Annotated in this window: 10 protein-coding genes; 9 read left to right on the top strand and 1 reads right to left on the bottom strand. The window is 70.9% G+C overall.

The window, feature by feature from the left end:
* Positions 1–38 precede the first annotated feature (38 nt).
* Positions 39–593, top strand: coding sequence for a hypothetical protein (locus NNW99_RS03565; protein WP_215117130.1), 555 nt, complete (start codon positions 39–41; stop codon positions 591–593).
* Between the two features lie 106 nt (positions 594–699).
* Here NNW99_RS03565 and NNW99_RS03560 read toward each other — a convergent pair whose 3' ends face one another.
* On the bottom strand, positions 700–1,647 hold the full coding sequence (locus NNW99_RS03560) for a methionyl-tRNA formyltransferase (protein ID WP_215117129.1): 948 nt from the start codon (positions 1,645–1,647) through the stop codon (positions 700–702).
* A 247-nt stretch (positions 1,648–1,894) separates the two neighbouring features.
* Here NNW99_RS03560 and NNW99_RS03555 point away from each other — a divergent pair, with 247 nt between their 5' ends.
* The 8 genes from NNW99_RS03555 to NNW99_RS03520 all read left to right on the top strand — a co-directional run bounded on the left by NNW99_RS03555 (position 1,895) and on the right by NNW99_RS03520 (position 21,984).
* Positions 1,895–3,250: a lysine N(6)-hydroxylase/L-ornithine N(5)-oxygenase family protein gene (locus NNW99_RS03555; RefSeq protein WP_215117128.1), complete on the top strand. Its 1,356-nt coding sequence runs from the start codon at positions 1,895–1,897 to the stop codon at positions 3,248–3,250.
* A gap of 111 nt (positions 3,251–3,361) precedes the next feature.
* Entirely contained in the window at positions 3,362–4,423 is a 1,062-nt protein-coding gene (locus tag NNW99_RS03550; RefSeq protein ID WP_215117127.1) for an iron ABC transporter permease, read from the top strand.
* Entirely contained in the window at positions 4,420–5,481 is a 1,062-nt protein-coding gene (locus NNW99_RS03545; protein ID WP_215117126.1) for an iron chelate uptake ABC transporter family permease subunit, read from the top strand. Before NNW99_RS03550 ends, NNW99_RS03545 begins: the two co-directional genes overlap by 4 nt.
* Before the next feature lie 38 nt (positions 5,482–5,519).
* Positions 5,520–6,365: an ABC transporter ATP-binding protein gene (locus tag NNW99_RS03540; protein ID WP_215117125.1), complete on the top strand. Its 846-nt coding sequence runs from the start codon at positions 5,520–5,522 to the stop codon at positions 6,363–6,365.
* A gap of 105 nt (positions 6,366–6,470) precedes the next feature.
* Positions 6,471–7,532, top strand: a complete 1,062-nt coding sequence (locus NNW99_RS03535) for an iron-siderophore ABC transporter substrate-binding protein (protein ID WP_215117124.1) — start codon at positions 6,471–6,473, stop codon at positions 7,530–7,532.
* Positions 7,533–9,320 carry an ABC transporter ATP-binding protein gene (locus tag NNW99_RS03530; protein ID WP_215117123.1) on the top strand — a complete coding sequence of 596 codons (1,788 nt, stop codon included), beginning with the start codon at positions 7,533–7,535 and terminating at the stop codon, positions 9,318–9,320.
* A 57-nt stretch (positions 9,321–9,377) separates the two neighbouring features.
* Positions 9,378–20,294 (top strand): non-ribosomal peptide synthetase, encoded by a 10,917-nt coding sequence (locus tag NNW99_RS03525; RefSeq protein ID WP_215117122.1) that lies wholly within the window; start codon positions 9,378–9,380, stop codon positions 20,292–20,294.
* A complete protein-coding gene (locus NNW99_RS03520) occupies positions 20,284–21,984 on the top strand; it encodes an ABC transporter ATP-binding protein (protein WP_215117121.1) in 1,701 nt (566 codons plus the stop codon). The genes NNW99_RS03525 and NNW99_RS03520 overlap by 11 nt, the downstream gene beginning before the upstream one ends.
* Positions 21,985–21,989 lie beyond the last annotated feature (5 nt).

The raw sequence follows: 21,989 nt of genomic DNA, 5'->3' as shown, positions 1-21,989 counted from the left end.
GACGCCACGGCGCCCAGCCGGTCAGCCAAGGAGTGGAGTTGTCCGACCGTCTGCACGTTCTCACCGCCATCTACCAGTCGGACCGCTCCGACCGCTCCACCGCTCTCACCGTGAGCCTCGCCACCGTCGCCGCCGCCGTCACCTACCTCATCGGCACCATCGCGTTCTACGACAAACTCGATCTCCTGGGGTGGATCATCTGCCTCCTGCCGTCCCCGCTCTTCTGCGTCGCCGCCTTCCAGGCCCACCTGGTCAATCTCGCCGCCGTCCGGGCCCGTTCCATCCTCGTCCTCGAACGGACCCTCCTCGACGCGGTCGAACCGCCCGGCAGCACGCTGGACCGTGACGTCATCGGTGTCGCGGCGAGTGAACGAGCCTCCAACCTCCACACCGCCACGACCCCGCAGCGCGCGGTGATCCTCCTGGCCTACGCGGGCGTGGGCCTCATATACCTCGCCTACACGGCCCTGCTGCTCGTCAAGGCGACCCGGCACATGGACGCATGGATCACCGTCCCCGCCGTCTGCTACGCCGCGCTGCTGGTGTTGCTCGTCCTGGCGTGGCGCGACTGCGTAAGGAGCCTCGCCCTCTGACCCGTGACCCGTGGGAAGGGGGGAACACGCGATCGCCGCCGCACGGACCGGAGTCCGCGCGGCGGCGATGTGCGGCCGGCCCCGGGACTGTACCGGGGCCGACACGTCAGGGGCGGTTGGTGAGGTAGCCGCCCATGGAGGTGAAGTACTCGGCGGCGGGCAGTTCCCGGCCGTCCTCGGTGCGTACGCGGGTGATGGCGAGGCCCTGGTTGCGGCCGTTGCGGGCGTCGGCACCGGCGACGATCACCACACCGTCGCCCTCGCGGTAGAAGATGCGGCCGGGGGTGCCGCCGTAGCGGCCCTCGGACACGAACGCGGCCAGGATGTCGAGCCGCTTGCCGCGGTGGAAGGTGTAGGCGCTGGGGTACGGCTCGGACTGGGCGCGGACCAGGCGCTCCAGGTCCGCCGCAGGCCAGGTCCAGTCGATGCGGCTGTCCTCGTCGGCGCGCTTGTGGAAGAAGGACGCCTGGGAGCGGTCCTGCTTGGTGAACTCGGTCTGCCCGGAGGCGATGAGGCCGAGCGCGCCGATGGTGACCGGGGCGATGAGATCGACGGTCTTGTGGAAGAGGTCGGTGGCGGTGTCCGTGGGTCCGACCGCGACCGCCTCCTGCCGGACGATGTCACCGGCGTCGAGCTCGTCGTTCATCATGTGCGCCGTGACGCCCACCTCGGGCTCGCCGTTGATGAGCGCCCAGATCAGCGGGGAGAATCCGGCGTACTTCGGCAGCAGCGAGTCGTGAACGTTCAGCGTGCCGTGGCGCGGGAGGTCGAAGATGCGCGGGGGGATCCACGTGCGCCAGTTGTTGGCGACGATGATGTCCGCGTCGGCCTCCTTGAGCCGGTCGAACAGCTCGTCGTCGTCCGGGCGGTTGCGGATCAGCACGGGCACACCGTGCTCCTCGGCGAGGTCGGCGACCGAGTCGCTCCAGATTTTCTCGTAGGCGTGCTCGCTCTTGGGGTGGGTCACGACCAGCACGACGTCGTGCTCGGACTCCAGGAGGGCTTGCAGGGTGCGATGCCCCCAGGTCTGGTAACCGAACATGACGACCCGCATGGGGGTTCCTCCTCAGAGCAAGGGCTTGGCCGAGGTAAGTAAAGCAAGGCTTACCTTAGTCCGCAACGGGGGCCCATGATGCCCCAGTTGTGGAGCCCCGTCCGGCGGGCGTCCGTTTTGTCCTGTCGACACCTTCGTCGGTTTAGCTTAGGCTCACCTAAGTTCCGTGGCGTGCCGCTCCGTTGGCATGCCCGCCTTTCGTTCCTTCCACACCTGAAACGCGGCTGCCCCGCACGATGGGAGTGACATGTCGCAGGTTCTTCCTGGTGACGCCCAACCGGTCCACGACCTCATTGGCATCGGCTTCGGACCGTCCAATGTGGCCATGGCTATCGCGCTTCGCGAGCACAACGCGCGCGTCGGCAGGCAGGAGGCAGTGACCGCTCACTTCTTCGAGCAGCAGCCCCGCTTCGGCTGGCACCGCGGGATGCTCATCGACGACGCCACCATGCAGGTCTCCTTCCTCAAAGACCTGGTGACGCTGCGCAACCCGTCGAGCGAGTACAGCTTCCTCTGCTACCTGCAGAGCAAGGGCCGGCTGATCGACTTCATCAACCACAAGAACCTCTTCCCGCTGCGCGTGGAGTTCCACGACTACTTCGAGTGGGCCGCCTCCCAGGTCGACGACATGGTCTCCTACGGCCACGAGGTCGTCGGCGTCGCGCCCGTGACCCGCGACGGCGTCGTGGAGTACCTCGACGTGACCGTCCGCTCGGGCGAGGGGCTCGAGGTCCACCGGGCCCGCAACCTCGTCATCGGCACCGGGCTGCGCCCCCTCATGCCCGAGGGCGTGGAGCGCGGCGACCGGGTCTGGCACAACTCCGAACTGCTGGCCAAGGTCGACGAGCTGGAGGGCACGTCGCCCTCCCGGTTCGTCGTCGTGGGCGCCGGACAGAGCGCCGCCGAGAACGTCGCCTATCTGCACCGGCGCTTCCCCGAGGCCGAGGTCTGCGCGGTCTTCTCCCGCTACGGCTACAGCCCCGCCGACGACAGCGCCTTCGCCAACCGGATCTTCGACCCCCAGGCGGTCGACGAGTACTTCTCGGCCCCCGAGGACGTCAAGCGCCGGCTGATGGACTACCACGGCAACACCAACTACTCCGTGGTGGACATCGACCTCATCGACGACCTCTACCGGCAGTCCTACCAGGAGAAAGTCCTCGGCACCGAGCGCCTGCGCTTCCTCAACATCTCCCGGCTCACCGGCGTCAAGGAGACGGAGGCCGGCGCCCGGGCCACCGTGACCTCCCTCGTCACCGGCGAGGAGACCGATCTGGACGCCGACGTCGTGGTCTTCGCCACCGGCTACAGCCAGGCCGACCCCACCGGCCTGCTCGGCGAGGTCGCGGATCGCTGCGCCCGCGACGACCAGGGCCGTGTGCGCGTCGAGCGCGACTACCGCATCGCGACCGACCCGGACCTGCGCTGCGGCATCTACCTCCAGGGCGGCACCGAGCACACGCACGGCATCACATCGTCCCTGCTCTCCAACACGGCCATCAGGGTGGGCGAGATACTCGATTCGCTCCTCGGCCGGGGCGCCGGACCCGCCGCCGAGGACGCCCGGACGCTCGCCGACGACAAGGGCAGCGCGGCCCGTTAGCGAGCGGATGGTTCCACTTCCTGCCGTTGTGCGCCGCCCGGGGTTCGCCCCGGGCGGCGCACGACGGTCCGGGTCAAGTCCCCCACCGCACAAGGGATAACGTACGTCGACATGGGCCAGACTGCTGTGGTTGAGCGCCCCGCGCCCAGGGGCTCGTCGAAGGCCCGTCGGCGGCGGGTCGTGGGTTTGGGCACCCTGCTGGCGCTCCTGGTGATCGCCACGGTGCTGTCGTTGGCCGTCGGCGCACGCGCGTTGAGCCCCACCGAGGTGTGGCACGGGCTGTTCGCGGCACCGGAGTCCGACCAGCGGCTCACCGAGATCCGGCTCATCGTGCGGACCGTGCGGGTGCCCCGGACGGTCCTCGGCATCGTGGCGGGCATCGCCCTGGGCGTAGGCGGGGCCTTGATCCAGGGCTACACGCGCAACCCGATCGCCGACACGGGCCTGCTGGGCGTGAACTCCGGAGCCTCGTTCGCCGTCGTGGTGGCGATCTCCGTGTTCGGGTTCGGCAACCCCTTCCAGTACGTCTGGTTCGCCTTCCTGGGGGCGGGCATCGCCGGTGTCGTGGTGTTCGGGCTGGCGAGCATCGGCCGGGGGGCGGGCAACCCGCTGACGCTCGCCCTGGCCGGACAAGGGGTCACGGTGTTCCTGGCGGCGATGACCACGGCGGTCGCGCTCTCGGACCAGCAGGCCCTGAACGCCCTGCGGTTCTGGAACTCGGGCTCCCTGAACGGGGTCGGATTCGACGTCATCTGGCCGGTCAGCGCCTTCATCGCGGCCGGTCTCGTGCTGGCCCTGACCACGCTGCCCTCCCTCAATCTGCTGAACCTGGGTGACGACGTGGCGCGCGGTCTGGGCGTGAACATCGCGCTGAGCCGGACCGTCGGCATCGCGTCCATCACCCTGCTGGCCGGCGCGGCGACGGCCGCCTGCGGACCCATCGCGTTCCTCGGGCTCATGGTCGCCCACGTGGCCCGGTATCTGACCGGGCCGGACTACCGCTGGCTGGTGCCCTACGCCGGTCTGCTCGGGGCCGTCGTCCTGCTGGTCTGCGACATCGTCGGCCGACTGGTCGTGCGGCCGGGCGAGTTGGACGCGGGTGTCCTGGTGGCGCTCCTCGGCGCCCCGTTCTTCGCGGTGCTGGTCTGGCGCGGAAAGTTCAGGAAAGCATGAACGTGACAGATGTGAAGCCGTCGGTGCTGCCGGGCGTACGGCTCGGCCGTATGTCGTTCTTCTGGCGGCCCTGGGTCCTGTGCGTGACGCTGCTGCTGGCGGTGGCGACCTTCCTGGTGTTCTGTCTGTCCATCGGCGTCGGGGACTTCCCCATCAGCCTGTCGCGGGTGATCGCGACGATCCTCGGGCGGGGCGAGCAGGTCGACCAGTTCGTGATCATGGACCTGCGGATGCCGCGTGCCCTGGCCGGACTGGTCGTGGGCATCGCGCTGGGGGTGTCCGGGGCGCTCACCCAGTCCATCGCCCGCAATCCCCTGGCCAGCCCGGACGTTCTCGGCATCACCTCGGGCGCCAGCGCGGTCGCGGTGTTCCTGGTGACCGTGTCGGGCGGCACCGCCGCCGCGATCGTCGACTCCGTGGGCCTGTCGGCGGCGGCGCTCGCGGGCGGGCTCGGCACGGGCCTGCTGGTGTACTTCCTGGCCTGGCGGCGCGGGATCGACGGCTTCCGGCTCATCCTCATCGGCATCTCCGTGAGCGCCGTGATGCAGGCGATCACGACCTGGCTGCTCGTCACGGCCGACATCAGGGACGTGGCCAAGGCCCAGGCGTGGCTCGTCGGTTCGCTGGAGGACCGCGCGTGGAGCGAGGTCTGGATCGCGCTCTGGTGCTCGCTCGCCCTCCTTGTCGTGGTGTCCTTCGTCGCGTTCCAGTTCAAGCCGATGCACTTCGGCGACGAGGTCGCCGCCGGCCTGGGCGTCCGGTACGCGGCGGTACGGGCGGTCCTGCTGCTGTGCGCCGTACTGCTGGCCGGTGTGGCGGTGAGCGCGGCCGGCCCGGTCCCCTTCGTCGCGCTGGTGGCACCGCAGGTGGCGATGCGTCTGGCGAGGTGCCCGACACCGCCGCTGGTGGCCTCGGGTCTGGCGGGCGCGTTGCTGCTGATCGGCTCGGACCTGCTCGCGCGTACGGCGCTGCCGGTCTCGCTCCCGGTCGGTGTGGTCACCGCCGCGATCGGCGGCCCCTTCCTCGTCTATCTGCTGGTGCGGGCGAACCTCAGATAGGTGTACAAGAGTCAGGCATACCTAAGTAAGGGGGGCTTGTGGTCGCACAGTCCATCAACCGGACGAAGGCCGGGGTCGACGACGCCTCGCGGCTCGCAGCCAAGGGCGTCACGGTCGGGTACGGCGGCCGGGTCGTCATCGACGAACTCGACGTCGCGATACCGCCCGGGGTGGTCACCACGATCATCGGCCCCAACGGCTGCGGCAAGTCGACCCTGTTGAAGACGCTGTCCCGGCTACTCAAGCCGACCGGGGGAAGCGTCGTCCTGGACGGCGAGGACATCGGCAGGCTCCGGACCCGGGACGTGGCGAAGAAGCTCGGCCTGCTGCCGCAGGCGCCGGTCGCGCCGGAGGGGCTGACGGTGGCCGACCTGGTCGCCAGGGGCCGCCATCCGCACCAGAGCTGGCTGCGGCAGTGGTCCTCGGACGACGCCGAGGTGGTGGAACGTGCACTCGCCATGACCGGCGTGTCCGACCTGGCGGACCGCCCGGTCGACGCGCTGTCCGGCGGGCAGCGCCAGCGCGTCTGGATCTCCATGACGCTGGCCCAGGGCACCGATCTGCTGCTGCTGGACGAGCCGACGACCTATCTCGACCTGGCGCACGCGATCGACGTCCTGGACCTGGTGGACGACCTGCACGAGTCGGGCTGCACCGTCGTCATGGTGCTGCACGACCTCAACCTGGCCACGCGCTACAGCGACAACCTCGTGGTGATGAGGGAGGGGGCGATCCTGGCGCAGGGCCACCCGCGCGACGTGATCACCGCCGAGCTGCTGCACGAGGCGTTCGGGCTGCGTGCTCAGGTCATCGACGACCCGGTGGGGGACCGGCCGCTCATCGTCCCGATCGGTCGCACACACGTCCAGTTGGACACATCCTGATAAAGACGGAGAAGTAAGGCTAGGCTAACCTCACTCACTCACGGTAAGGTTTGCCTGCCCTTAGGCGAGGGTGCAGCGAACTAGCGCGAAAGCAAGGGGTTTTGGATGCTCCTCCATCGAACGACGCTCAGAAGGCCCTGGCGGCGCATGGCGGCGATACTGACCGCCGCCACCCTCGGCGTCGGTCTCCTCGCGGGATGCGGTTCCGACTCGGCGGACAAGACGGACCAGCAGAACGACGGTACGCAGGCCGCGTCCGCCGGCGCCTTCCCGGTGACCGTGGAGCACGCCTTCGGATCCACGACGGTCGACAAGGCGCCCAAGCGGGTCGTCTCCGTCGGCTACACCGACGACCAGACCATCCTGGCCTTCGGCATCAAGCCCGTCGGCATGGTCGACCAGTACCCCAACCCCCCGGGCAAGAGCCCTGACATCAACACCCAGTGGCCCTGGGTGAAGGACAAGTGGGGCGACACCAAGCCCGAGGTCGTCATGAAGAACGGCGACTCCGGCCCCAACTACGAGAAGATCGCCGCCCTGCGCCCGGACCTGATCGTCGCGGTCTACTCCGAGATCGACAAGGCCGCGTACGACAAGCTGTCCAAGATCGCCCCGACGGTGGCGCGCACCAAGGCCGAGAAGGAGCCCTTCAGCGCTCCCTGGCAGGACAACGCGCTCCACATCGCCAAGGCCCTCGGCAAGGCCAAGGAGGGCGAGAAGATGGTCCAGGACATCCAGGGCCAGCTCGACGCCGCCAAGAAGGCCCACCCCGAGCTCGGCAAGGAAAAGGCCGTCGCGCTGTCCTGGTACAAGAACTCGGTGGCGCCGTTCACCTCCACCGACGTGCGCGGACGCCTCGTCACCGGCATCGGCTACAAGTATCAGACCGAGATCGACAAGATCGCCGGCGGCAGCTTCTACACCACGCTCTCGCCGGAGCGCGTCGACCTCGTCGACGTCGACCACATCTTCGTCATCAACGACAAGGCCGACACCGAGGCGCTGAAGAAGTTCAAGCTCTTCGCCAACCTGGACGCCGTGAAGAAGGGCAACGTGTCGTATCTGCTCGACAGTGAGGGACCCGCGGTCGGCGCGGCCATCTCCCAGGGCACCCTGCTGTCCATGCCGTACGCGATCGACGAGCTCGTCAAGTCGGTCGATCAGTAAGTGAGCACCACCGAAACGCATGCCGCCCCGGCGACCCTGCGCACGACGACCGGCCGCGAAGCCACCCGATGGGTCACGGCGCACTGCCGTGAGATGCCCTGGCTGACGGCCGCCACCGTGCTCACCACGGTCGCGGGGGCGGCGCTTCAGGTGCTCCCGGTGCTCCTGCTCGGCCGTGTGGTCGACGGGGTCGTCGGGGGCGAGGAACCATCGATCCTGGTCACGATCGGGGTGCTGATCGCCGCCGCCGCGCTGCTCGGCGCGGCGGCCACCGCGGTCTCGACCTATCTCATCGGACGGCTGGGCGCGGATCTGCTCGCCCGGCTGCGCGAAGGCGCCGTCCGGGCCGTGCTCGGAATGCCGAGCGCCCGGATCGAGCAAGTGGGCCGGGGAGACGTGCTCTCCCGGGTCGGTGACGATGTGGCCGTGCTGTCCAAGGGCATCCGCACGGCCGTGCCCACCGTGTTCTCGGCGGGCGTGCTGGTCGTCATCGCCACCCTCGGCATGTTCGGTCTCGACTGGCGGCTCGGCCTCGCCGGCGCCGGCGCGCTGCCCGCGTACGCCCTGGCCCTGCGCTGGTACCTGCCCCGCTCCGCCCCGCTCTACCGGAAGCAGCGGGTGGCGCAGGCCGACCGGGCGCAGGCGTTCATCAGCGGTCTGAACGGCATCGACACGGTCCGCGCGTACCGCCTCGAGGGCGACTTTCGCGAGAAGGTCACCAGCGAGTCGTGGCGGGTGCGCGACCTCGGCATCGAGGTGTTCCGGTTCTTCGGCCGGTTCGTCGGCCGGGAGAACCGCGCCGAGTTCATCGGTCTCGTCCTGATCCTCGTCGTGGGGTACGCCCTGCTGGAGGCCGACGCGGCGAGTATCGGCGAGGTGTCGGCGGCTCCGCTGCTGTTCCACCGGCTGTTCACCCCGCTGGGCGCCATCATGTTCACCTTCGACGAGGCGCAGAAGTCGGGCGCGAGCCTGACCCGTCTGGTCGGAGTGCTGGGGGAGGCCGCCGAGGAGCGCCTGGTGGGCGACGAGTCCGTCCCGGCGGCCGAGGCCGGTGCGTACCCGGTGGTGGTGCGGGGGCTGACGTTCCGTTATCCCGGCTCCGAGGATCCGGTGCTGCGGGACGTCGACCTGACCATTCCCGCCGGTGGTTCGCTCGCCCTGGTGGGGGCGACGGGCGCGGGCAAGACGACCCTGGCCGCGCTGATCGCCGGCATAGGGACCCCGGAAGCCGGTTCCGTGCGGGTCGGGCCGACCGATCTCGCCGACCTGGACGAGGCCGGGGCGCGGGCCCTGGTGAGCATCCTGACGCAGGAGACGCATGTGTTCTCCGGTCCGCTCGCCGAGGATCTGCGGCTGGCCGCGCCGGAGGCGACCGACGCCGAACTGACGGACGCCCTGCGCACCGTCGGCGCCGACGGCTGGGTCGACGCGCTGCCCGAGGGGCTGAACACCCCGGTCGGCGAGGGCGGTGAGCGCCTGGACGTCACCAAGGTCGCCCAGATCGCGCTGGCCCGGCTGGTGCTGGGCCGGGCGCCGGTGGTGGTGCTCGACGAGTCGACCGCGGAGGCCGGCAGCGAGGGCGCCGCCGAGCTGGAGCGGGCCGTACTGGCCGCCTGCGCGGGCCGGACGACGCTGTTCGTGGCGCACCGGCTGACCCAGGCGATGGCCGCCGACCGGATCGCCGTGCTGGACGCGGGACGCGTCGTGGAACAGGGCACGCACGAGGAGCTCGTGGCTCTGGGCGGCAGGTACGCGCGACTGTGGCGGGCCTGGCGAGAGGGTAGTTAGGCAACCCTTATTTAGGTTAGCCTAACTCCACATTCTGGAAGGGACGCTGAGTCTTCGATGATGGAACCGCGCGCTCGTGTCGCACTGCTTTCTCCCACCCGCCTGGCAGATGTCCGCCGGCGCACAGGTGACTACCCGGACAGGACCATCGCCGAAGCGTGCGCCATCGGTCTGTCGTACTGGGCGACGGGGCAGAGCCCCGACGGGATCGACCTCGCGCCCGGCACACTCTTCGCCGACGTCCTCGGCTGGGTCGACAACGGCGGGACGGCGCCCGCCGGCTGGGACGTCGGCGCGGACGGCCTGAGCATCACCGTCCCGGAAGTCGTCACGCCGGCCGACGCGCAGCTCGCGCTGGACGACCTGGCCGACTTCCCGGACCGGCCGCTCGGCACCGTCGGCCCGTCCAGCGTTGCCGCCCGGCTGCGGACCCTGGCCGAGTGGAACGACAACCAGGCCGACCGGGTCCGCCCGACCGTCGTCGAGATGTTCCGGGAGCAGGCGCGGACCAGACCGGACGCCGTCGCCATCGTCGACGAGCACCGCTCGCTGACCTACCGCCAGGCGGCCGAGCTCTCCAGTCAGCTCGCCCACCACCTCATCGCCCGCGGACTGGGCCACGAGCAGGTCGTCGGCATCTCCCTGGCCCGCTCCGCCGACATGGTGATCGGGCTGCTCGCCGCGCTCCAGGCCGGATGCGCGTTCGTGCCGCTCGACCCGCAGTGGCCCGCCGCGCGCCGGGCCGTCGTCATCGAGGACGCCCGGGTCGTCCTCCAGCTCAACGCCTCGGGCGAGCACGACCCGGCCGAACCGGAGGCCGTGGCCGTCGACCTCGGCGACTGGGGTTACGCCTCCCACCCTGCCGAGGGCACCGGCGTCACCGTCCTCGGCGACGCCCTGGCCTATGTCATCTTCACGTCCGGTTCCACCGGGCGGCCCAAGGGCGCGATGATCCGGCACGAGGCGATCAGCGAGCGCCTGCTGTGGCAGGTCAACGAGATCCTGGGCTTCGGACACGACGACGCCTCGCTCTTCAAAGCCCCGCTGTCCTTCGACATATCCATCAACGAGATCTTCCTGCCCCTGGTCTCCGGCGGCAGGCTGGTGGTCCTGCGCACCGGCGGCGAACGCGACCCGCACCATCTGCTGAGCGTCATCGCCGAACAGCGCGTCACCTTCACCTACCTGGTGTCGTCCATGCTGGACGTGCTGCTGGAGATGGCGGGCGACACCGGCCGCCTGGACAGCCTGCGCCACGTGTGGTGCGGCGGCGAGGTGCTCACCCCCGAGCTGTACGAGCGGTTCCGCACCAAGCTCGACATCCCCATGTACCACGGCTACGGCCCCGCCGAGACGACCATCGGCGTCTCCCACGTCATCTACCGGGGCGCCGCCGAACGCCTGTCGACGTCCATCGGCAAGGCCAACCCCAACACCCAGCTGTACGTCCTGGACGAAGAACTGCGCCCCGTCCCGGTCGGCGTCGGCGGCGAACTCTACGTGGGCGGCTTCCTCCTGGGCCGCGGCTACGTCAACGCCCCCGGCCTGACCGCCTCCCGGTTCGTGGCCAACCCCTTCGCCGCCGACGGCTCCCGCCTCTACCGCACCGGCGACCTCGCGCGCTTCGCCCCCGACGGATCCCTGGACTTCCTCGGCCGCGCCGACAACCAGATCAAGATCCGCGGCATGCGGCTGGAGATAGAGGACGTCGAGGCCGGCCTCGCCGAACACCCCCGGGTCCGGCACACCTGCGTCGTCGCCAAGAAGAACTCGGCGGGCGGCACCTACCTCGTCGGCTACGTCATCCCGGCCGCCGGCGGCGAGGACCTCCGGGCGGACGAGGTCAAGGCCTGGGCGACCGAGCACATGGTCGAGTACATGGTGCCGACCCACCTCGTCGTGATGGACGCGTTCCCGCTCACCGCCAACGGCAAGCTCGACCGCAACGCCCTGCCCGAGCCCACGATCGACACGGGCTCCCTCGTCCGCCCCACCACCGACGACGAGCGCGCCGTGTGCGCCGCGGTCGCGCAGGTGCTGCGGCTCGACGAGGTCGGCGTCGACCAGGACTTCTTCCAGCTCGGCGGCGACAGCATCCTGGCCATCTCCCTGCTGAGCGCCCTGCGCGACGAGGGCCTGCACGTCACCGCACGACAGATCTTCACCCACAGCACCGTGGGCGCCCTGGCCGCGGTCGCGAGCCGCGAGGACGTCTCCGCCACGGACCACGCCGACGTCGCCACCGGAACCGTCGTGGGATCGCCCATCGTGCAGTGGCTCGGCGAGACCACCGACGCCGTCGACGGCTTCGTCCAGTCCGTCGTGCTCAACACCCCGGCGGACCTGACCGCAGACGCCCTCGACGCGACCCTCTCGGCCCTCGTCCGGCACCACGACATGCTGCGCGCCAAGCTGGTGCGCGGCGAGGACTGGAGCTTCTACATCCCGGAGGCGGACGGGGCGTCCGTGACCTGGCAGGAGAGCGATCTGCCGGTCGAGGAGTGCGCCGCGCTCGCCACCGAGGGACTGGACCCGGACGCCGGCGCGATGCTGCGTGCCGTCTGGCGCCGTGAGGCACGGCAACTGGTCCTGGTCGCCCACCACGTGGTGATCGACGGCGTGTCCTGGCGCGTCCTGATGGAGGACCTGGCCACCGCCTGGCGGCAGTTCACCTCGGGCACGCCGATCGAGCTGCCCCCGGTCGGCACGTCCTTCCGGCGCTGGACCCAGCTGCTGGAGCGCGCCGCGTTCGACGCGGACAGCGCCTCCTACCGGCGCCCCCTGCCCGGCGAGGACCAGCCGATCGGCAGGCGCGCCCTGTCCGAGACCGACACCGTCGCGCACGAGCGGCTGCGGACCGTCTCGGTCGGCCCCGAGATCACGGCCGCCCTGCTGGGCGAGATCCCGGCGAAGTTCCACGCGGGCGTCAACGACGTCCTGCTGACCGCGCTCTCCGTCGCCCTCGCCCGCCGGCGCCGCGACCTCGGCCAGGACCAGACGTTCGCCCACATCGAACTCGAAGGCCACGGCCGCGAAGGACAGTTCGTCGCGGGCTCCGCCGGCTTCGAACCGGAACTGTCCCGGACCGTCGGCTGGTTCACCACCCTCTTCCCGGTGACCGTCGACCCCGGCACGGCGGCCGACCTCACCACCCCCGCGTATCTGACCGCCGCCCTCAAGGCCGTCAAGGAAGACCTCGCCCGGGTCCCGGACAACGGCGTCTCCTACGGCGCCCTGCGCTACCTCACCGGCAGCGAGTTCGACGCCCCCGCACCCCAGGTCCTCTTCAACTACCTGGGCCGCTTCGCCGCGGGCGCCCCCGGCGACTGGCAACTCGCGGGCACCACCGGCCAGCTGGGCGAGAAGCGCGACCCGGAGATGCGCCTGCCGCGCGCCCTGGAGTTCAACGCGATCGCCGAACCCGCCGCCTCCACCGGCGACTACGAGCTGGTCACCACCATCTCCTGGCCCGACGGCATGTTCACCGACGCGGACATCACCGCCATCGGCGACTACTACCGGCTGGCCCTGGCCGGACTCGCCGCCCTCGACCAAGGCGGCCACACACCCAGCGACTTCCCCCTGGTGCCCCTCACCCAGACCGATGTCGACGCCCTCGACGGCCCCGCCCTGCGGGACATCCTGCCGCTCACCCCGCTGCAGGAGGGCCTGTACTTCCACTCCGTGTTCGACGACGACTCCGCGGGCGCCTACGTCGAACAGCAACTCCTCACCCTCGACGGTGAGGTGGACGCGGACCGGCTGGCGACGGCGGCCTCCCGCCTGCTCACCCTCTTCCCGAACCTGGCCGCCCGGTTCACGGCCCTCGCCGACGGCCGCGTGGTCTCCGTACTGGAAGGCGGCGTCGAAGCACCCTTCACCACACTCGACCGGCCCGGCATCACCGACGAGGAGATACGCGACCTCGCCGAGCGGGACCGCCGCGAAGGCTTCGACCTGGCCACCGGCCCGCTGATGCGGTACTCCCTCGTCCGCGCGGGCTCCGGCCGGAACGTCCTGGTCCAGACGGTGCACCACATCATCGCCGACGGCTGGTCGGTGCCGCCGATGCTCCGTGCGCTGCTCGCCGAGTACCACGCCCCGGGGACCGTCTACCCGATCGGCGGCTTCGCCGACTACGTGCACTGGCTCGCCGGACGCGACGACGACGAGAGCGACCGCGTCTGGCACGCCGAACTCGCCGACCTGCCCGGCCCCTCACTGGTCGCCGAGGACCACACACACTCCGACCGCTTCGCCGACACCGCCGTGGAGCCCGAGGGCGACCTCGACGCCGCCGTCCGCGAGGCCGGTGTGCCGCTGAGCGTGGCCGTGCACAGCGCCTGGGCCGTGACGCTCGGCGGCATCCTGCACGGCAGCGACGTGGTGTTCGGCTCCACCGTCTCCGGCCGCGACGCCGACGTGCCCGGCATCGGGGACATGGTGGGTCTCTTCATCAACACCATCCCCGTACGCGCCCGTTGGTCCGATGACACCACCTCCGGAGACCTGCTCGCCTCGGTCCGGGAGCACCAGAGCGCGGTCCTGCCGCACCAGCACGTCTCCCTGGCGAGGATCGGCCGCCAGGCCGGCGCCGGTTCCCTGTTCGACACCCTCGTGGTCTTCGACGTGGCGACCGATGTCGCCGCCCTGCGCCGACCCGACGACACGCTGGTCGTCTCCGACCTCGTCAACGAGGGCGCCCCGCACTACCCGCTCACGCTGGTGGTCGAGCGCGCACTCGACGGACGCCCGCGCTTCAACCTGATCTACGACGGCGAACTGCTGCGGGAGACGACCGCCCAGTCGATCCTGCACACGTTCACCCACACCCTCACGGGCCTGCTCACCCGCCCGGACGCCCTGGTCACCGACCTGGCCCCCGGGAGCGAGCGCCGTCCCGCCCCCATCACCCCGACGACGCTGGGCGATCTGTTCGACACCGCCGCGCGCCGCGACCCCGCCGCCACCGCCGTCACCCAGTGCGGCCTCGACGGCGGCACCCGCTCCCTGACCTACGGCGAACTGGCCGACACCAAGGACGAGTTGGCCTCCGCCCTGCGCGCGGCCGGGGTCGGCCCCGGCAAGCGCGTCGCGGTCGCCGTCCCGCGCTCCCTGGAGCAGGTCGTGGCCCTGGTCGCGATCGTCAGCGCCGGCGGCGCGTACGTCCCGCTCGACCTCGCCTACCCGGACGACCGGCTGGAGTACATCCTCGCCGACGCCGCACCCCAGGTCGTCCTGGTGGACCGCGAGCAGCGCGACCGCTTCACCCAGCTCCTGGCCAGGGCGGACGTACCGGCCCGGGTACTCGTCCAGGGCGACGAACTGCCGGTCGGGGACGCCGCAGCCACCGAGCCCGAGGTGAGCTGGCACAACCCCGCCTACGTCATCTACACGTCCGGCTCGACCGGCAGGCCCAAGGGCGTCGCCGTCCCGCACTCCAGCGTGGTCACGCTCCTCGCCAACACCCAGCCCGACATGGACTTCGGCCCCCGGGACGTGTGGGTCCAGTTCCACTCCTTCTCCTTCGACTTCGCGGTCTGGGAGCTGTGGGGCGCGCTGGCGTACGGCGGTGAGCTGCTGGTGCCCGAGTACGGCCTGACGCGCTCCCCGGTCGACTTCCACCGCCTCGTCCGCGAGCGCGGAGTCACTGTTCTCAACCAGACCCCGTCGGCGTTCTACCAGTTCATCGAGGCCGACCGGCTCGCCGCCGAACCTCTCCCCGCACTGCGCCGGATCATCTTCGGCGGCGAGGCCCTGGACCTCGGACGCCTGCGCGGCTGGACCGAACGGCACGGCACGGACACGCCCGAGCTGGTCAACATGTACGGCATCACCGAGACGACCGTCCATGTCACCCACCGGGTCCTCACGGACGCGGACTTCGGCCCGGACGACTCCGTCAGCCCGATCGGCGGCCCCATCCCCGGTCTGACCACCTACCTCCTCGACGACCGGCTCCGCCCGGTGCCGCCCGGCAAGGTCGGTGCCATCTACGTCGCCGGCGACCAGGTGTCGCTCGGCTACCTCGGCAGGCCCGGCCTCACCGCCGGCCGCTTCGTCGCGAACCCCTTCGCGGACGACGGCTCCCGCATGTACCACACGGGCGACCTGGCCATCCGCACCCTCGACGGCGAACTGCAGTTCACCGGCCGCGCCGACGACCAGGTACAGCTCAAGGGCTTCCGCATCGAACTGGGCGAGGTGGAGTCCGCCGTACGCGATCTAGACGGTGTGGTGGATGTGGCCGTCACGGTCGCGGACAGTGGTGACTACCTGGTCGCGCATGTGGTGGGCAGTGTGCCCGCCGACTTCCACACCTTGCTGTCCGAGAAGCTGCCCGCGCACATGGTCCCGGGCCAAGTCCTCACGCTCGACGCACTACCGCTCACGGTAAACGGCAAGCTGGATCGAAAGGCCTTGGCTGAACGTACCTCTAGGGGCGCGGGGAACTGCGCGACCAGCCCCCACACACCAGCAGACAAAAACTCAGCAGTCACCACCTTCATCGAGATCTTCACCCAGACCCTGCCCGGCTCGGACATAGCCGCCGACACCGACTTCTTCCACGCCGGAGGCGACAGCATCGTCGCCATCACGCTCGTGAACCGGGCCCGAACCCTCGGCCTGCAGATCTCCCCCCGGGACGTCTTCCTCCTCAAGACCCCCCGCGCACTCGCCGACAACCTGGCGACGAGCACACCGCAGACAACGGCTCCCACCCTCACCCCCACCCGCCGTGAGGACGGCCCCCTCACCCCCACCCCGATCATCCTGCGCCAACGCGAACTCGGCGGCTCCCTCACCCGATTCGCCCAGGCCAGGACAGTCCAGGCCCCCGAGGGCACAGGGCTCGCCGACGTCCGGCGCGCCGCGAACGCCCTGGTCGCCGCCCACCCCACCCTGCGACTGCACCTCCGCACCGACCACGGCGTATGGGCCCTGCGCACCGAACCGGCCCATGAGGTCACCGTCGTACGCCCGGACACCACCGACGCCACGGCCGTGGCGAACGAGGCCGCCGCACGGCTCGACCCCGAGTCCGGCAACGTCATCGCCTTCGCCTGGCTGGAAGCCACCCGCACCCTCGTCGTCACGGTGCACCACCTCGCCGTCGACGCGGTGTCCTGGCTGATCCTGCTGGAGGACCTGACCACAGCGCTGCGCGGCGAGCCCCTGGCCCCGCCGACCACGTCGTACGCCGAGTACGCCGAGGCCCTGACGCTCCACTCCACCCACGCACACGACGACCTCGGCCACTGGATCACCACGCTCCAGGCGCCCGAACTGCTGCCCACCATCGGCGAACTGCGCGAGACCACCGTCGTGCTCGACCCCGACGTGAGCGACCGCCTCACCCGCACCGCACCCGCCGCCCTCGGCGTCGGTCTCACCGAACTGCTGTGCGGCGCGCTGCGCACCGCGCTGACCCGCGTCCAGCCCTCGCCCACCGATCTCGCGATCGAACTGGAGCGGCACGGCCGGGTCCCGGTCCTCGAACAGCACGACTACACCCGTACGGTCGGCTGGTTCACCGCCATCGCACCCGTACGGCTCACCGCGCACACCGACCCGGTCGCCGCGGCCCGCGAGGTCGCCGAACGCCAGCCGGACGAGCGCGCCCATGTCGGCTACGGGCAGCTCAGGTACCTCGACCCGCAGACGGCCCCGCTGCTCACCGCCCGCCCGCAGGTGCTGTTCAACTACCTCGGCCGGGGCAGCGAGTCCCAGGCGCTGCACCTCACCGCCGGCGACCAGGGCAGCCCGTACGCCGTCGAGGTCAACGCCTGGACCGACGAGGCGACCGGCAGCCTGCTCGCCGAGTTCACCCTCGCCGAGGGCATACCCGACGAGATCACCGAGCACTGGCGCCGCTCGCTGGAGCACATCGCCGACGCCGCCACCACGGCCGAGCGCACCGCACCGGTCACCCCGCTCCAGCGCGGCCTGTTCTTCCAGGCCCAGATGGCGGGCACGGCCGGACACTACGTCGCGCAGAGCTGGTTCACCTTCGACCGGCGCCTGGACACCGACGCGCTGGCCGAGGCGATGGCGTACGTGATCGCACGGCACCCGGTCGTGGGCGCAGGCTTCAGTACGGACGACGACGGAAACCCCGTCCAGGTCCTCAAGGCCGGCCGGCGGGTCGACGTCCGTACGGTCGCCCTCGCGACGGACGCGGAGGTCGACGCCCTGCGCGCCCGGGACCGCGACACCGGGTTCGACCCGGGTGAGCCGCCGCTGATCCGGCTGACCGTCGTACGACTGCCCGACGACCGCGACGGCCTGCTGCTGAGCTACCACCTGCTGCTGTGGGACGGCTGGTCGCGCGAGATCGTCCTGCGGGACCTGTTCGACGCCTACCGGGCCGTCCTCGCGGGCGAGCCGCTCGACCCGACGCCGGCCACGCCGAGCTTCGAGGAGTACGCCCGGGCGCTCGACGCCAAGGACCCCGCCGTATCGGAGCGCTTCTGGGCGGAGCACCTGGCGGCCCTGCCCGGCCCGACGCTGCTCGCCGGACCGGCGCCGACGCTCTCGGACGACCTGCCGAGCGCACTCGTGCACACGCTGTCCGCCGAGCAGTCGGACCTGCTGCGGGACGCGGCCAGGGAGCACGGCGTCACCCTGAACTCGGTGCTGACCGGCGCCTTCGGCCTGCTGCTCGGCGCACACACCGGCCGCAGCGACGCCGTGTTCGGCGTGACCGTCTCCGGCCGCGACGGCGAAGGCCTGGACGACATCGTCGGCGTGCTGCTCAACACCGTGCCCACCTGGACGCGGGCCCGGCCGGAGCAGTCCGTCCGGGAGTACCTGTCGGCCGTACAGACGGCACGGGTCGAGGCGATGGAGCACGAGCACCTCGGACTCGGCGAGATCCAGCGGGCCAGCGGGCACGACACCCTGTTCGACAACCTGTTCGTGCTGCAGAACTTCCTGGACATGGACGCGTTCGCCGAGATGAACGCCCGGCACGGCATCACCTCGGTCAAGGCGGACGACTCCACGCACTACCCGTTCACCTGGGTCGTCACCCCCGGCGACCGGCTCACGGTCAAGCTGGAGTACCGCGACGGCGACACCGCGGGCGCCCGCGGGCTGCTCGACGACTACCTGAGCGTGCTCGAAGACCTGGCCCGCTCGACCGGGCCCGTGGGCGCGCTGCGGGGGCTCGGTCCCGAGCCCGTGCGGGAGGAGCGTACGGACGTCGGCACGGACACCGTCGTCGACCGCTTCGACCAGGCCGCCGACCGCGACCCGCAGCGGGTGGCGCTCGTCGCCCACGGCGCGACGATGACGTTCGCCGAACTCCAAGGCCGCAGCCGCGCGGTCGCGGGAGTGCTCGCGGCGCGCGGCATCGGCCCCGAGACGACCGTGGGTCTCGCGATCCCGCGCTCCCTCGACTGGATCGCGGCCCTGTTCGCCGTGCTGCGGGTCGGCGCCGCGTACGTACCGCTGGAGCTGGACCACCCGGACGAGCGGATCGCCGCGATCGTCGACGACGCCCGCCCGGACGTGATCCTCACCGTGAGTGCCGTCGCGCCCCGGCTCACCGGCGACCTCATCGAACTGGACCGGCCCCTCCCCGAGGCCGAGCCGTACGTGACGTTCGCGCCGGACGACCCGGACCGGCTGCGGCACCCCGCGTACACGATCTACACCTCCGGTTCGACCGGAAAGCCCAAGGGCGTGGTGACCGAGTACGCCGGGCTCACCAACATGCTGATCAACCATCAGCGCCGGATCTTCGAGCCGGTGCTGGCGGAACACGGCCACCGGATCTTCCGGATCGCGCACACCGTGTCGTTCGCGTTCGACATGTCGTGGGAGGAGCTGCTGTGGCTCGCCGACGGCCATGAGGTGCACATCTGCGACGAGGAGCTGCGCCGCGACGCGCCCGCCCTGGTGGAGTACTGCCTGGAGCACGGGATCGACGTCATCAACGTGACCCCGACCTACGCGCAGCAGCTGGTGGCCGAGGGCCTGCTGGACAACCCGGACCGCCGGCCCGCGCTGGTGCTGCTGGGCGGCGAGGCCGTCACCCCGACCCTGTGGCAGCGGCTCGCGGAGACCGAGGGCACGGTCGGCTACAACCTGTACGGACCCACCGAGTACACCATCAACACCCTGGGCGTCGGCACCTTCGAGTGCGAGGATCCGGTGGTGGGCGTCGCGATCGACAACACCGACGTGTACGTGCTCGACCCCTGGCTGCGGCCCCTGCCCGACGGCGTTCCCGGCGAGCTGTACGTGTCCGGCATCGGCATCGCGCGCGGCTATCTCGGACAGCCCGCCCAGAGCGCGCACCGCTTCGTCGCCTGCCCGTTCGGCGAGCCCGGGGAGCGCATGTACCGCACCGGTGACCTGGTCGTCCGCCGGCCCGACGGCAACCTGATGTACCTGGGCCGCACCGACCAGCAGGTCAAGATCCGGGGCCACCGCGTCGAACTCGGCGAGGTCGAGGCCGTGTTCGCCGCGCACCCCGCGGTCCGGTTCGTCGCCGCCGTCGCCCAGCCCGACCCACAGGTCGACGGCGCCTACCGGCTGGCCGCCTACCTCGTGCTGGACGGCGCCGACCTGGCCGCTGTCGCCGCCGACGTCGGCGCCGGGCTGCCGGACTTCCTGCGCCCGACGCACTACGCCCAGGTCGACAGCATCCCGCTGACGGTGAACGGGAAGGCTGACACCAAGGCGCTCCCCGAGGCCAAGCCACTGGGCGCGCTGACCACGGTGGGGGAGCGGGGCCCGCAGACCGAGACCGAGACCGTGGTCTGCGAGTACTTCGCCGAGGCACTGGACCTGGACGACGACGAGGTGAGCGCGGTGAGCGATTTCGTGTCCCTCGGCGGACACTCCATGCTGGCGGTACGCCTGGTCGGGCTGCTCCGCCGCGAGTTCGGCCCAGTGATCACCATCCGAGACCTGTTCACCCTGCGAACCCCCGAAGCGATTGCCCGCCACCTCGATGACAACTGACACGCAGCGGCCCCGCCCCGGGGCCGCCATCCTCCGCACGGCCCTGCGCCGCAACATCGGCGCCATGGCCGCCGGCACCTTCCTCATGGGGCTCTACCAGGCCGGTGAGACGGCCTTCCCCATCGCGCTCGGCATGATCGTCGAGCACACGATGCAGGGGGAGCGGAGCCTCGGCGCGCTCGCCCTGTCGATCGCGGCCCTGGCCGTGATCATCACGACCGTGTCGCTGTCCTGGCGGTTCGGCATGCGGATCCTGCAGAAGGCCAACACGACCGAGGCGCACCGCTGGCGCGTGAAGGTCGCCGCCTGCGGCCTGCAACCGGTGGCCAGGGACGTCGACCTCAAGTCCGGCGAGGTCCTGACCATCGCCACCGAGGACGCCGACCAGACCGCCGACATCGTCGAAGTGGTACCGATGCTGATCAGCTCGATGGTCGCGGTGGTCGTCGCGGCCGTCGCGCTGGGCATGGCCGACATCCGGCTCGGCCTGCTGGTGATCGTCGGCACTGTCGCGATCCTGTCGATCCTCAGCGTGATGTCCCGGCGGATCGGCAGCAGCACCCAGGAACAGCAGGCCCGGGTGGCGCGGGCCGGTGCGAAGGTCGCCGACCTGATCACCGGCCTGCGCCCGCTGCACGGATTCGGCGGCAACCACGCGGCCTTCGGCTCCTACCGCAAGGTCAGCACCGAGGCGAGGCACCAGTCGATCGTCGTCGCCAAGGTGAACGGCGTGTACGCCGGCACCGCGCTGGCCCTCAACGCGGTCCTGGCCGGAGCCGTGACCCTGACGGCGGGCTGGCTGGCGTTCGACGGCCGGATCACCATCGGGGAACTCGTCATGGCCGTGGGCCTGGCGCAGTTCATCATGGAACCGCTCCGGCTGTTCTCGGAGATGCCGAAGTACGTGATGATCGCGCGGGCCTCGGCCGAGCGGATGGCGCTGGTCCTGTCGGCGCCGCCGGTCACCACGCCGGGGTCCGGGCGACCGGCCCCGGGCGCGGACCTGGAGATCGACTGCGTCCGCCATGGCTCCCTGAACAAGGTGCGCTTCCAGGTGGCGGCCGGCGAGTTCGTCGCCATCGCCGCCTACCAGCCGCGCGCCGCCGCCGACCTGGCGGCCGTCCTGGCCGTGAACGTCCCGCCCGACGCGTACGAGGGAGTCGTCCGGGTCGGCGGGCAGGAGCTGGCGGACCTGTCGGTCGAGGCGGTCCGCGAGCACCTCCTCGTGAACCCCTACGACGGGGAGATCTTCGCGGGCACCCTGCGCACCAACATCGACCCCTCGGGCACCAGCGGTTCGGTCCCCGAGGCCGTCGAGGCGTCCATGCTGACCGACGTGGTCGCCCTGCACCGCGACGGCCTCGACTACGGCGTCCGCGACCGCGGCGCGAACCTCTCCGGAGGCCAGCGCCAACGCCTCTCCCTGGCCCGCGCCCTGGCGGCCGACACCGAGGTCCTCGTCCTGCACGACCCGACGACGGCGGTCGACGCGGTCACCGAACAACTGGTCGCCCGCAACGTGGCGAAACTACGCCGAGGCCGCACGACCATCGTCATCACCAGCAGCCCGGCCTTCCTGGACGCGGCCGACCGGGTGCTGGTCCTGGACGAGGGCGTGGTCACGGCGGAGGACACCCACCGGAACCTCTTGGCCAACGACAAGGCGTACTGCCTGGCGGTCGCACGGTGACTCTC

Source organism: Streptomyces sp. CRCS-T-1 (genome assembly GCF_024442335.1).
Lineage (GTDB): Bacteria > Actinomycetota > Actinomycetes > Streptomycetales > Streptomycetaceae > Streptomyces > Streptomyces koelreuteriae.
The sequence above is the reverse complement of the archived record's forward strand: the minus strand, read 5'-3'. Positions and strand labels throughout refer to the sequence as shown.

What these genes read in the sequence shown, in the direction of transcription:
- NNW99_RS03560 (WP_215117129.1), bottom strand. Translation starts at nt 1,647, where the DNA reads ATGCGGGTCGTCATGTTCGGTTACCAGACCTGGGGGCATCGCACCCTG.
- NNW99_RS03555 (WP_215117128.1), top strand. Translation starts at nt 1,895, where the DNA reads ATGTCGCAGGTTCTTCCTGGTGACGCCCAACCGGTCCACGACCTCATT.
- NNW99_RS03550 (WP_215117127.1), top strand. Translation starts at nt 3,362, where the DNA reads ATGGGCCAGACTGCTGTGGTTGAGCGCCCCGCGCCCAGGGGCTCGTCG.
- NNW99_RS03545 (WP_215117126.1), top strand. Translation starts at nt 4,420, where the DNA reads ATGAACGTGACAGATGTGAAGCCGTCGGTGCTGCCGGGCGTACGGCTC.
- NNW99_RS03535 (WP_215117124.1), top strand. Translation starts at nt 6,471, where the DNA reads ATGCTCCTCCATCGAACGACGCTCAGAAGGCCCTGGCGGCGCATGGCG.
- NNW99_RS03525 (WP_215117122.1), top strand. Translation starts at nt 9,378, where the DNA reads ATGATGGAACCGCGCGCTCGTGTCGCACTGCTTTCTCCCACCCGCCTG.
- NNW99_RS03520 (WP_215117121.1), top strand. Translation starts at nt 20,284, where the DNA reads ATGACAACTGACACGCAGCGGCCCCGCCCCGGGGCCGCCATCCTCCGC.